At 61.1% G+C, this 12,087-nt stretch carries 10 protein-coding genes and 3 pseudogenes; 4 read left to right on the top strand and 9 right to left on the bottom strand.

The genetic code is table 11. The annotated features are described in order from the left end of the window. Positions 1–566: 566 nt before the first annotated feature. The gene (locus NKI08_RS34745; protein WP_502899667.1) at positions 567–758 is read left to right on the top strand and encodes a hypothetical protein; all 192 of its coding nucleotides are present in this window, start codon (positions 567–569) and stop codon (positions 756–758) included. A 90-nt stretch (positions 759–848) separates the two neighbouring features. Here NKI08_RS34745 and NKI08_RS25730 read toward each other — a convergent pair whose 3' ends face one another. Beyond that, a complete protein-coding gene (locus NKI08_RS25730; RefSeq protein WP_352452634.1) occupies positions 849–1,811 on the bottom strand; it encodes an NUDIX hydrolase in 963 nt (320 codons plus the stop codon). A gap of 147 nt (positions 1,812–1,958) precedes the next feature. Here NKI08_RS25730 and NKI08_RS25725 point away from each other — a divergent pair. Both NKI08_RS25725 and NKI08_RS25720 read left to right on the top strand, forming a co-directional pair. Continuing rightward, positions 1,959–2,175 (top strand): annotated as a pseudogene (locus NKI08_RS25725) (3-methyl-2-oxobutanoate hydroxymethyltransferase); the annotation flags it as partial. Between the two features lie 279 nt (positions 2,176–2,454). After that, on the top strand, positions 2,455–3,054 hold the full coding sequence (locus tag NKI08_RS25720) for a cold-shock protein (RefSeq protein WP_352773143.1): 600 nt from the start codon (positions 2,455–2,457) through the stop codon (positions 3,052–3,054). On the opposite strand, the pseudogene NKI08_RS25715 reads toward NKI08_RS25720, so the two are convergent. The 8 genes and pseudogenes from NKI08_RS25715 to groES form a co-directional block, all read right to left on the bottom strand. Next, a pseudogene (locus NKI08_RS25715) lies at positions 3,029–3,578 on the bottom strand (ABC transporter transmembrane domain-containing protein); the annotation flags it as partial. The gene NKI08_RS25720 and the pseudogene NKI08_RS25715 sit on opposite strands and share 26 nt — an antisense overlap. Positions 3,579–3,610: 32 nt before the next feature. Then, positions 3,611–5,266 (bottom strand): MFS transporter, encoded by a 1,656-nt coding sequence (locus tag NKI08_RS25710; protein WP_352458546.1) that lies wholly within the window; start codon positions 5,264–5,266, stop codon positions 3,611–3,613. A gap of 165 nt (positions 5,267–5,431) precedes the next feature. Then, on the bottom strand, positions 5,432–5,776 hold the full coding sequence (locus NKI08_RS25705; RefSeq protein ID WP_352517576.1) for a hypothetical protein: 345 nt from the start codon (positions 5,774–5,776) through the stop codon (positions 5,432–5,434). Positions 5,777–6,845: 1,069 nt separating this feature from the next. Then, positions 6,846–7,928 (bottom strand): HPP family protein, encoded by a 1,083-nt coding sequence (locus NKI08_RS25700; RefSeq protein ID WP_352773139.1) that lies wholly within the window; start codon positions 7,926–7,928, stop codon positions 6,846–6,848. A 149-nt stretch (positions 7,929–8,077) separates the two neighbouring features. Next, positions 8,078–8,917 carry an ABC transporter permease gene (locus NKI08_RS25695; protein ID WP_352458548.1) on the bottom strand — a complete coding sequence of 280 codons (840 nt, stop codon included), beginning with the start codon at positions 8,915–8,917 and terminating at the stop codon, positions 8,078–8,080. Further along, positions 8,914–9,204: pseudogene (locus NKI08_RS25690) on the bottom strand (ABC transporter permease subunit); the annotation flags it as partial. The pseudogene NKI08_RS25690 and the gene NKI08_RS25695, both read right to left, overlap by 4 nt. 162 nt (positions 9,205–9,366) lie before the next feature. After that, positions 9,367–11,007 carry a chaperonin GroEL gene (gene groL / locus NKI08_RS25685; RefSeq protein WP_352773136.1) on the bottom strand — a complete coding sequence of 547 codons (1,641 nt, stop codon included), beginning with the start codon at positions 11,005–11,007 and terminating at the stop codon, positions 9,367–9,369. 65 nt (positions 11,008–11,072) lie between these two features. Beyond that, positions 11,073–11,369, bottom strand: a complete 297-nt coding sequence (gene groES / locus NKI08_RS25680) for a co-chaperone GroES (protein WP_352458515.1) — start codon at positions 11,367–11,369, stop codon at positions 11,073–11,075. Between the two features lie 426 nt (positions 11,370–11,795). On the opposite strand from groES, the gene NKI08_RS25675 reads away from it, so the two are divergent. Next, positions 11,796–12,087 (top strand): S46 family peptidase (locus tag NKI08_RS25675; protein ID WP_352773133.1); only part of this gene is annotated, 292 nt, incomplete at its 3' end.

Below are 12,087 nucleotides of genomic sequence, written 5' to 3'. Positions count from 1 at the left end.
ACATCAGGTCCGTGTGGCAGCGGAAGGATTGCTTTCGCCACGGTGACTGCGGAGGAGGCGACATGGCTGCACTGCTCATTTCAGGCATGGGACGGAATGTACCGATGACAAAGTGCTGCGCGCTTCGTAGCGACCGCTACCGTGGCTGACTCGCGAACTACTATCCGCCAGCCCAGTGTGTGGCGTCGTCTCGGCTTTCATCGCCACCGCCTTCGCCCAGGAAACGCCCGAGGCCGCAAGCGTCGCCGTGGCAGTGCGGCACCCGGCAAGATGGGTGTCATCGGCCCTATCTGATCGACGGGGAGCACCGTGCTTTCGTCCTGGGCGAGGTTGAGCGAGATGCCAACATGACGCTTCATCAATTGAGGGCGCACTGGCTGAACGTGGTCTCCTGCGAGCGTCGGTCTCTTCCTGCACCGCGAGGGCAAGAGCTTCAAAAAAACCGTTCTGCCGGCCGAGCAGCTCAAGCCAAAGCTGATGCGCGGGCGTGCGCAATGGATGCGCTATCAGACCCGCATTGACCCTACGCGCCTGGTCCCCTGGATGAAACATGGGTCAAGACCAACATGGCGCCGTTGCGCGGCTGGGGTGTGCGCGGCAAGCGGCTGATGGCCCACGCACCATATGGCCATTGGAAGACGATGACCTTCATCACCGCGCTGCGGCATGATCGGGTGGAGGCGCCTTGGGTCATTGACGGACCCATCAATACGCAGGCCTTTCGCGTCTATGTCAAACCGAACTCAACAAAACACTGAAGCCGGGCGACATCGTCATTCTCGACAATCCCGGTTCTCACAAGGGCCAAGCCGTCCGCGACATCGTCAGGGCTGCTGGCGCAAGGCGGGTCAAGCCCGCGAGAGCGGCAATTTTGTTCCGGCTATCACCCTCTCGTCGAGAACGGCGTGACGGAAGCGATAAAGTTGCGCCGGCCGGCCGCCGGTTTCCGCGGTTGTCTCACCGGTCTCCTCGACCAGCTCCTGCTGCTCGATCAGCCGGCGAAAGTTCGGCTTACGCACGAGCCTGCCGGCAAGCGCCTCCACGGTGCGCTGCAGCTGCAAAAGCGTGAAGACCGGCGGCATCAGTTCGAATACGACCGGCCGATATTTGATCTTGGAGCGCAGCCGCGCAATGCCGGTCGCCAGGATGCGACGATGATCGGCGATCATCGATCTGCCCGAGACCCAGGTGGGCGCAGCGGAATGTCCGGCGCGTATTGCTTCCTCCACCAGGGCGGCTTCGTAGAGCAGCTCATAACGTTGAAGCGCGAGTTCCTCGTTCCAATGGCGGTCGTCAAAGCCGAAGGCGATCGCCGCCCGCCGTCGTCGGTCGAGGCGTGTCGTACTGTCGTCAGTGCCATCCGCCCATTCCATCAGGCGCGGCCGCAATTCGTCCAACACGACCGCCGGTGTGCCGGAGCGGTGATCCTCCCACGGGAAATAGTCGTACCAGCTTCCCCAGTGTCGCCCGGCCGGGTCGCCAGCTTCGTCTTGGTGGGTGAGCGCCAGATAGCTGATAGAGACCACGCGGTCGTCAGCGCCAACCCTGTCGCGATCGGCGAAGGTGTAGAGCTGTTCGATATAGCCGAGCGGCTGGCCGGTCTGTTGTTCCACCCATCCCCTGAGGCCCGACTGCAGCGAACGGTGAGCAAGCTCGAACGGGCCCGAGGGCAGGGCGTTTGCCTGCGGGATGGTCAGAACGCAGGGGGCGCTGCTGTCCATGGCGACCACAACGGCGATTAAGTCCGCATTGACGTCGTTGGCCTTGCCTCCAGCTCCGCCTTTCCTAATCCCTTTTGCGCGTTCGTCCATGGTCCCCGAGGTTGTTGAGCAGAGCCCTGCCGCGTAGGCCGCTGAACCGATTGAATTCCGTTTTTGTCTGATAATTGTCGGCGCGTCAACACCACCCGTCGTGGCGATTTTAGCTCTTCGCAGCTGCATAAAAAGTGCCAACGCGACATCCGTGCTTGGGGAAGGAGGCCCATTGAGTGCGCCGATTCAAAGCTCGTCGATCGACATTGCGACGTTGTTCTCGTCGGCGACAGCGCGGCATAGTTCTCTACGGCTTGGCGTCGACGCTGGGCGTGACGCTGGAGATGATGATCATGCACGGTCAGACCTGCGCCGTAGCCTGGAGCCGGCGCAAATGGTCGTCGACCCGCCATTCGGTTCCTTTTGAAGAAACCCGGAGCAGGCTTTCCGGAATGCCTGATAAAGCCCTTCCAGTGCGCCCGCGCCAGCATCATCGCACTCTCGCTCCAACACAACCTATGCGAGTCAGTAAATCGACTCGCCGGCACTATTGTTTCAGTGGAAATGAATCTAGTCTCAAAGGGTTCGGCCGATAGGCCGGGCACAGCTGCGGTCTTCACGGCCTTTTTGACATAAACGCGTCGCCCGATTGAGATTATCTTGACGGTACCGCAGTGCGCCATCCATGCCAGTCGAGATGATCATGGGCAAATATCGAGACCATCGCGAGCCACGCCGGCATCGCTATGACGATGACCCCGTTTCCTTTTCGGAACGGACTTCCGAGCCAAGCTATTTTCAGCGCCCGCCGACCGTGACGGCAGATCCTGTCGATGCGGAGGTATTGTGGTTCACAGTCAGCAAGGGTTTTGGCTTCGTCAAACTGTCGGACGGCACGGAGGCCTATCTGCACGTGCGAGTGTTAGAGGCGGCCGGAAGCCGGGATGTTGCCGCGGGAACGCCTCTCAAGATCACGGTCGAAAAAAGTCCAAAAGGTCATCAAGTCGCGCAGGTGCTGGAGATCGGCGATCAGCGCGCGAAAACTCCGTCACATACGCGCGTCGCTGGAGGGACCTTCGTTGAAACCGGTGCGCAGCTGGAGAGCGGGGGCACGGTCAAGTGGTACAAACCCGAAAAGGGCTTCGGCTTCATTGCTCCTGACAACGGTGAGAAGGACGTCTTCGTTCATGCCAGCGCCCTGACGCGCTCAGGGCTCAGCGTGCTGGTGGCGGGACAGAAGGTGTTTGTCGAATGCGGGCAAGGCAAGAAAGGCTGGGAAGTCCGGAGCATTCGCCTTGCCTAGACGGCGATGCATTGCTCGCCTCGAAGGAGATGCCGGAGAGCGTCGGGCGGCCGCCCGAGCCCGCGTAGCAGAAACCGACATTGTCGAAGCGCAGCACGCCGTCGGTGACGACGAGATCCCTGGCGCCCGCCGCGTCCTCGATGTCAAGTTCGGCGTCGAGCAGCTCGAACAGCCGCGTGCCGCAGGTCGAGGCGCGCGCGAACGAGTTGACCATTAATCCGAGCTAGCGCACCGGCATCTGTAGAATGGTCATGAAGGTGAGCAACAGGGCCAGCGTGCCGACGCTGATTTGACCTGCGATCACTTTCTGGCCACCGAACCAGAGCACCAGGCCCATGGCGGTCAGGAACGAGAAATTCATGGCGCTGGTGTTGCCGACACGGATGTCAACGCGCTCATTGGCGAGATCAAGGCGCGTCCTGCTTGGCGCGGTCGAACTTTTCCAGCTCGTGCGGCTGCGCGGCGAAGGCACGCACGACACGGATGCCGCCGAGATTCTCATCCATCACCCGGATCTTTAACGATCGCTGATGCCCAGATATGGGAAGGTCAGGCTTCAATGACGGGGAAGGTGAAGGATTGACTGGTCGGGTTTCCGGGCCGAGCTTGTCGGCCGCTCAATCGAAAGCGTCATTTGAGGCGCTTTCTCTCCCGCGTGTAACTGGAAGACACGCTCGTCCAGTTCCTTGTCTACTTCCGTGAGACGATGATTGAGGCGAAGGTAGTCGGTCCAGGTCGGCGTTCGGAACGTTTCTGTCCACTGCATAGGCTTCTGAAGGTTGCGCTGGAGCGTCCAGTTCCGAGCACCGACGCGGCTGTGTACATGACGCCGCTGCCGCATGAGGTCGAGGAAGGCCTCGACATTTCTCTCGGCTATCAGATATTCGATCTTGACCACGATCGGGCCGCTTCTCGGCTTCAAACTGAGAGCGACAGCTGGGGCGTCGAATTCCTCCAAAGGATCGGGCTCGGACTCGCGGCGCTCGCGAAGAGGAAACAGAACGCCGGCTGCAGCAACGAGCAGCAGGGCCGCAGCGGAACCCTCTAGCGCCCAGGTCAGCGAATGGTTCTGGGAAACGGTGCCCCACACCCAGCTGCCGGCCGCTATGCCGCCGTCTATCAATGCATAGTAGATGGAGATCGTGCGCCCCACGACCCAGCGCGGGCTTGCCAGCTGCACGCTCACGCCAACCCCGGACCAGGCAGTGACCCAGCCTGCGCCGCCCAAAGCAAGTGCAATTGCCGCCACGCCGATCGAAGAGGTAAGCGCCAGGGAGAGGGAGCACGCCGCGCAGGCGACGCAGGAGAGCCTCATCAGCTGTTCTTGCGACAAGCTCCGTCTGAACAGGCTGTTGGAGAGGCCGGCGAAGACCGCGCCTGTTCCGAAACCTGCCATGAGCGTGCCATAGGCGAGCGGGCCTCCTCCCAACTGGTCGCGGACAATCAGCGGCAGCAGCGCGAGTATGGCGATGCTCGCCAGGCCAAAGAGGGTTCCGCGCGCGATCGCCGCTTTGATTTCCGATGACATCGCCGTGAAGCGCAGCCCGTCATAGATGGCCCTCCTCATCGACTCGCGCGGAAGAGGCGACGAGCGGACCTTCCACTTGCAGCGCCATATGGTGGCCAAGGGTACCAAATAGGTGAGGGTGGTCACGGTAAAAGCGGCCAAAAGCCCGAAGGAGGCAACCACGATGCCGCCGAGCGCCGGGCCCACGGTCCGTACGGTGTTGAAGCCAACGGAAAGCAGGGTAACGGCAGCGGGAACATCGCGCCGGTCCACCATATCGCCAACCGACGCCTGCCAGGCGGGATCGTTGAGAGCGCCGCCGCATGCGATTAAAAAGCTGAAGCCGAGAATCATCCATGGGTCGAGAAAGCCCAGCGCTACAACAGCGGTCAGCATCGCAGATGCTATCACCATAAGGCAGCGGCCCGCGAACATAACCCTGCGACGGCTGAAATTGTCAGCGAGAACCCCGGCGAACACGGACAAAATGAAAGCGGGCAGGTTCGATGAAGCCTGCACCAGCGCAACCATCAGATCGGAAGTCGAGATGGTAGCCATCAGCCAACTGATGGCAACAGTCTGCATCAACCAGCCGAGGCTCGAGACTTGCGTGGCGAGCCAGATCGAACGAAAGGTGGGCTGCAAAAGTGGCCCAAAGGTCGTTGGTGCAGCCAAATCTTCGTTTAATCCAGCCACCCTACTCATTGCGACCCTTTGCTTTCCGTTATTGTCGTTTCCCATGTAATCTAGGCTGAACCGTGGCGGCTAGAAGAATAGAGAGAAGCTGTTTGCCTTGCGGCACAGTTCCTCGTGATTAAGGGTTGCGGCCGAGACGCATGCCCGAGCCGGCTCACCCCGCCTTCGAAGACATCACTGGGTGGAGCCCGGATCTTGCTTGTCGTTTGACGCAGCATGCTTCATCAACGGGCACTTTGCCGAGCGATGCCTTTTCGCGAAACGCGACGATGTTCTTTCGTCGGAAACTCTCTCCAACGGCGTTCGATGCGCTGAGTCTGGCTTGGGGCGAAGTGAGGGCTTGCAGATCTTAGACAGGATTGATTCCTGATAAACGCAGACGGTTGCCGGGCCGCGATCGAAGAGGCGCGCGCCTTGCTGCTTCAGCTTGAACAAAAGTCTGACGCGCTCACACATGCCATCGACGACTTTCTGCTCGATCTGATGAGGCTGGCTTTCATTGTTGAATGTTATGGACACGGCTTTGAACTTTTGGCGCGAACGCTTGCCCGTAGAAGACTGGCAAAGGTCAGGCTTTTGTCGGGGCGGTGGACTCCGCCAGGGGAGAAATGACACCCAAAGCCGGATGGCTGACGCCACGGTCGCCCCGCGTTCCGCACAGTGACGAAGGTAACGGTACGGCTCTTCGGCACATGGCGCATCCTCATGGTAGCGTCTGGCCGTTCCCTCTGATGCCTCGGCCTCCCACACCTATCCGAACAGGCCCGATCCTGGAGGGTCCTCGAAGTGGGCATGAGGGCGATAGGCCGCGTGGTTGGGGTACCAAGCGTAGGCGCGGTATTGGGCTGGAAATTGGCGACGCGCGACGAAGAAGTCCGAGATCAACTCGTGCAATGGCAATTCCTAACACCGTGGACGTGTTGGAGCAGCCTCATCCTCCTAGTCAGGAACGTCATCAAGGTTATAGGATTGATGCGCGGCGAACCCTCGGAACTCAGGATCATGTTGACATCGCTGTTCGACAGAGCCGACTTCGCGCAAGGAAGCCACATCCTTTCGGAATTGCTTATCGCATGGTCTATCGTCGGCCTAGTCAAACCCTTGGCGCGGCGAGGAAGCGGCGGTCGTCGGCGTGATGCATGACGGGAGTCGGCGGCGCCTCACCATAGGCGAAATGCAGGAACCAAAGGAAAGGACCACCTGCATGGATTGCGAACCGCGTCCTCGGCGTCTGAGCCGCGACCCTTGCCAAGGATCATTCAACCGCGAGGTAGAGCTTCAAGCCAGCCTTGGACATGCGAACCGCGCTACCATCGTTGCAGAGGAGCCGTCCACCAGATGGTTCCATTTGTAGTCCGCGCCTTTGGTCGACATAGCGGACTGGCTCTGGCCACCGGCAAGGTTGAAGAGTGTTCCGTTGTTGCAGTCGTACTTGGCCTACGTGAACCAGATGCCTGAGCACGCGGTCGCGTTTCAGGGTTGATCTACTCGTAAAAAGGAATTGTCTTAGGCGGAAGGCCGCACTTAATACCACTATCCTATTGGCGCCCCATCGGGTTCCCGGATTGAGCAAGTCCGGATCACTATTTTATGCCGCTGCCAGCGTTGTGTCCGCCATGTGCACGCGCGCTGCCGCTGCCAGCAGGTCGGTCTGGGTGATCAGCCCAATAATGCGTCGCTCGGCATCGACGATGACCACGGCATGGCTGCGGCCGTCGGTGAGCAGCGGCAGCAGGCTCATCGCCGGCGTATCGGGAGAGGCGGTGCCAGCCTTCGACATCACAGCCCTCGCCGCGTCGGTCGCCTTCGTCAGCTCGCGCAGGCCAACTACACCGACCAGCCCGCCCTCGGCGTCGGTCACCGGCAGCGTCCGGATGTTGTGATCGAGCAGCAAATGACGCGCCTGGTCGGCAGGCGCATGTTCATCGACCGAAATCACATCGCGCGACATGATGTCCTCGCACAGCAGGGTGCGGTGGGAGCGCACCATCGCCTGCAACTCGACCTGCCGCAGCAGCCGCTCAAGATCGTTGCGGTCGATATCGAAGGTTTCCTCCAGCGCGCCGAGCGCGGCATCTATATCCTCGGGCTGGAAGCCGACCCGCTCCCGCGCCGGCGGATCGATGGTTCCATGCGCGCTTTTAAGGGCGGGGGCCGCCACATGTGGATAGTTGCGCCGCGACAGTTTATGGATGCCGTAGCCGAGTGCGACCAGCACGATCGAGTTCAGCGCTACCGGAACGAAGGGAAACAGCAAGCCGGAACTGAAGACGGCCGGTCCGCCGAACACCGCAGTTAAGGCGGCGGCGCCACCCGGCGGATGCAGGCAGCGCGTGAACGACATGGCGGCGATGGCCAGCGCCACCGCAATGCCGGTAGCAAGAACGGGTTCACGCACGAAATGCGCCACGATCACCCCGACCAGCGCCGAAATCGTATTGCCACCGATAATCGACCAAGGTTGCGCCAGCGGGCTTGAAGGCACGGCAAAGAGCAGCACGGCCGATGCTCCCATTGGAGCAACCAGCAGTGCGACATGTGGGCCAGACCCGTTCGCCAGCGCACTGATCACGCCAGTCAATGCGATGCCGATCATGGCCCCGATGCAGGCGAGCAGCCGCTCGCGCAGCGTTGCACCGGCAAGGATCGGAACAAAGAGACGAAACGCCATGGCATACCCTTGGGCGAGTGGTCGGAACTCCGCGCTCCGCAATGCAGGCAAAGCCACAGATTTGGAAGTTAAGCCAATTCGGAAAGCCGGCTCACGGGGGAATACTTTTGCGCGAAGCGGCCATTGCCAAATGGGTGCAGACATTTTGATCAGCCAGAGGAGGCGGACGGCACGCTGATCCGCTCGAGCGCAGCTAGAGGCCAAGGGCTGTCGTGCCGCGGGCAGCCGGAAATGGCGATGGTCGGAGGTCGAGCTGGGATGGACACTAAGGAATTCAGAGGCTTCGAAAAGCGTGCTGACAATGTCGGCATGGCAAGACAAATCAGGCCCTTGTCGCTCCACTTCCGAGGCGAACTCCAGCGGAGTACGGCTTCTACGCGGTGCTTGGTCTGCCTGTCCTTGCCACCATCGGATTCGTTGGCGTCATGCTGAAACGTCCACCTGTGGCCGCTGAGAAGACGACTGCCGCCAGTGCCGTCGTGGAACCGCCATATGACGGCGGCTTGGTTACAGAGCCGGCTCGTGTCGATCGGGCGGGGGAGGCCTGATGTGACGTACATGGTCCAGAAAGTGGCCAATGAAGGGGCTGGCATCGTCAACGTGATCAGGTCACGTAATAGCGGCAATACAACCGCGACCACGAGCCTCTCAGGCGTTCGATGAGGCGGGAAAATCGATCGCCGGACCAAGCGCGATTCCGCCACACTGCCATACACGAAACCGATCAGGTCACGTTCCAGGCTCGCCAGAAGATTGGAGCCGAGGCCACCTCGGCTGAACTCTGCCATGCCGCGGGCCGCCACCTCTCCCAGCCGCGGTAGAAAACGTGGGTCAGCAGCGCCGGCATGGGCGAGCAACTCCCAAATCGCGAGCATCGCCATCGGCACCGCAAGCGGCCGCAGATGTCGGCCGATGGAGCGGAAGGGCGGCGGTGCGATGGAAGCGCCGTGCGACAGCCTATCCCGACCTGCAATCGTGATCAGGCTCATCGTGGGTCTCCGGACGCCAGCGTTGCAGATGGTTTCAGGCAAGCGTGAGCAGGCCGTGGATCACCAATCCGGTCAGGCCGACCACGATCATGGCCGAAAGAACGAGGTTCCAATTGAAAGAGCTGACGACCATAGGCCATCAGGTATCGGAGCCCTTCGAACGATGCGATGAGTTCTACCGCAACCAGGGTCTGCCAGCCGTTGGCAAGGCCTTCTCGCAGCCCTGTAAAGATCGACGGCACGGCGGAAGGCAGCACGATCATCGTGAGTTTCGACCAGCGGCTGAACGAAAGGACACGGCCAGACCCGTCTCACGACGACGCCGTTGCGCTTCGCCGCCATCAGGCTGGGTAGAGGACTTGCACGTCTAAAGCTGTCGATCATGCTCGGCACACAAAAAAGGGCGGCATTGCTGCCGCCCTTTCCGTAAGCTTGCGAGATTGGCTGGATTAGAAGTCCATGCCGCCCATGCCGCCCATGCCGCCAGGCATGCCGCCGCCAGCCGACTCCTTCTTCGGAGCCTCCGCGATCATGGCTTCGGTGGTGACCAGCAGGCCGGCGACCGAGGCCGCGTCCTGCAGGGCTGTGCGCACAACCTTGACCGGATCGACGATACCCATGGCGATCATGTCGCCATATTCGCCGGTCTGGGCGTTGTAGCCGAAGGTTGCCCCCTTGTTCTCAAGGATCTTGCCGGCAACGATCGATGCTTCCGCACCGGCGTTGGCCGCGATCTGACGGGCCGGAGCCTGCAGCGCGCGACGCACGATGGCGATGCCGGCGGTCTGGTCGGAGTTGGCGCCAGTGACGGTGATGGCCAGCGAAGCGCGCAGCAGTGCGACGCCGCCGCCGGGAACGATGCCTTCTTCGACGGCCGCGCGGGTCGCGTTGAGGGCGTCATCGACGCGGTCCTTCTTTTCCTTGACTTCCACTTCGGTCGCACCGCCGACGCGGATGACGGCAACGCCGCCCGCCAGCTTGGCGAGACGTTCCTGCAGCTTCTCCTTGTCGTAGTCCGAGGTGGTCTCCTCGATCTGCTGCTTGATCTGGGCGACGCGGCCCTGGATTTCTTCCTTCTTGCCGGCGCCGTCGACGATGGTGGTGTTCTCCTTGGAGATCGACACCTTCTTGGCGCGGCCGAGCATGTTGAGGCCGACATTCTCGAGCTTGATGCCGAGGTCTTCGGAAATGACCTGGCCACCGGTGAGGATGGCGATGTCTTCCAGCATGGCCTTGCGGCGATCACCGAAGCCCGGCGCCTTGACGGCAGCGATCTTCAGGCCGCCACGCAGCTTGTTGACGACCAGCGTGGCCAGGGCCTCGCCTTCGACGTCCTCGGAGATGATGACCAGCGGCTTCGAAGTCTGCACGACAGCCTCGAGGATCGGCAGCATGGCTTGCAGGTTGGAGAGCTTCTTCTCGTGGAGCAGGATGTAGGCGTCTTCCAGATCCGCAACCATCTTTTCGGCGTTGGTGACGAAGTAGGGCGAGAGATAGCCGCGGTCGAACTGCATGCCTTCGACGACTTCGAGCTCGGTCTCGGCGGTCTTGGCTTCCTCGACCGTGATGACGCCCTCATTGCCGACCTTCTGCATCGCTTCCGCGATCATCGAGCCGACCGACACGTCGCCATTGCCGGCGATGGTGCCGACCTGGGCAACCTCTTCCGAGGTCTTGATCTTCTTGGCGTTCTTGATCAGCGTCGCGACGACGTCGGCGACGGCGAGGTCGATGCCGCGCTTGAGGTCCATCGGGTTCATGCCGGCGGCAACCGACTTGTGGCCTTCCTGAACGATCGACTGTGCCAGAACGGTCGCGGTGGTGGTGCCGTCGCCGGCGATGTCGTTGGTCTTCGAAGCAACTTCGCGGACCATCTGCGCGCCCATGTTTTCGAACTTGTCTTCAAGCTCGATTTCCTTGGCGACAGTGACGCCGTCCTTGGTGATGCGCGGTGCGCCGAACGACTTGTCGATGACGACGTTGCGGCCCTTGGGGCCGAGCGTGACCTTCACCGCGTCGGCGAGGATGTTGACGCCGCGCAGCATGCGCTCACGAGCGTCGCGGGAGAATTTTACGTCTTTGGCAGCCATTTTTTACTCCTGGGCATTTCGCCCGAAATTCAGATTGGATGGTGCGGATGAAAGGCGGCGGCGTGTCAGCCGATGACGCCCATGATGTCCGCTTCCTTCATGATCAGAAGGTCTTCGCCGTTGAGCTTGACTTCGGTGCCCGACCACTTGCCGAACAGGATGCGGTCACCGGCCTTGACGTCCAGCGGGACGAGCTTGCCGACCTCGTCACGGGCGCCGGAACCGACGGCGATGATCTCGCCTTCCTGCGGCTTTTCCTTCGCCGTATCGGGGATGATGATCCCGCCGGCGGTCTTCGCTTCGGACTCGACGCGGCGAACGACCACGCGGTCATGCAGCGGCCGGAAATTCGACTTTGCCATTTTTGGATTTCCCTGGTGCGGATGTTGAACGGTTCTCCGTTGCCGGAGCGTGTTTAGCACTCACCAGAAGCGAGTGCTAACGCGGCAGTGAGATAGGCCGTAGGCTCCTGCTAGTCAAGACGGAAGAGGGACGGGCGAAGAGCAAACGAGCGTGGAAGCACCGAGCCTTTTACGTGAACGACGTCGGAGATCGGACATGGATGGGGCGGCTCACCATTTGCAACTGAAGGCTTTATTCATTTGGCACGATTGGTGCAGCGAATGATCCGCAAACGTTGCGCGCGACCGATATAATGAGAGGTGAGCGCCATCAGGATTCCTGCGTTAACCGTCCACTCGGTCTTTACGGTGTGGCCGCCGCGCGGGCGCCAGGACTCCGGCCATCCCGATAGTCACCAATCCAATCTGCGGAGAACAGGAGGCAAGATGAGAGCGACAGTCAGCACGCACTCGAATTTGAAATGTTTGGCCAAAGCAACTGCCATCGCCTTGCTCTGGACGGTCACGGCTACATCGGCGGACGAAAGTATGCGGATGCCGGGCCAGACTGCGGAAGTGTGCGCGGCCATGCGCGCGGATGGGCTCCAGATCGATCCCGCCCAGCTGGGCCGTCTAGACGCTGACCCGCTCAACGCGATCGTATCACTGGGCGGATGCTCCGCCTCGTTCGTCAGTCCACAAGGGCTGGTCGCAACCAATCATCATTGCGTGTTAGAAT

The organism is Mesorhizobium sp. M0768, from assembly GCF_040320195.1.
Classification (GTDB): Bacteria; Pseudomonadota; Alphaproteobacteria; order Rhizobiales; family Rhizobiaceae; genus Mesorhizobium.
Note: the sequence above shows the minus strand (reverse complement) of the source record. Positions and strands in the feature narration are given on the sequence as shown.

Bases quoted from the DNA above. Each gene is read 5' to 3' on its own strand.
- NKI08_RS34745 (WP_502899667.1), top strand. From the start codon at position 567: ATGGCGCCGTTGCGCGGCTGGGGTGTGCGCGGCAAGCGGCTGATGGCC.
- NKI08_RS25730 (WP_352452634.1), bottom strand. From the start codon at position 1,811: ATGGACGAACGCGCAAAAGGGATTAGGAAAGGCGGAGCTGGAGGCAAG.
- NKI08_RS25720 (WP_352773143.1), top strand. From the start codon at position 2,455: ATGGGCAAATATCGAGACCATCGCGAGCCACGCCGGCATCGCTATGAC.
- NKI08_RS25710 (WP_352458546.1), bottom strand. From the start codon at position 5,266: ATGAGTAGGGTGGCTGGATTAAACGAAGATTTGGCTGCACCAACGACC.
- NKI08_RS25700 (WP_352773139.1), bottom strand. From the start codon at position 7,928: ATGGCGTTTCGTCTCTTTGTTCCGATCCTTGCCGGTGCAACGCTGCGC.
- NKI08_RS25695 (WP_352458548.1), bottom strand. From the start codon at position 8,917: ATGAGCCTGATCACGATTGCAGGTCGGGATAGGCTGTCGCACGGCGCT.
- groL (WP_352773136.1), bottom strand. From the start codon at position 11,007: ATGGCTGCCAAAGACGTAAAATTCTCCCGCGACGCTCGTGAGCGCATG.
- groES (WP_352458515.1), bottom strand. From the start codon at position 11,369: ATGGCAAAGTCGAATTTCCGGCCGCTGCATGACCGCGTGGTCGTTCGC.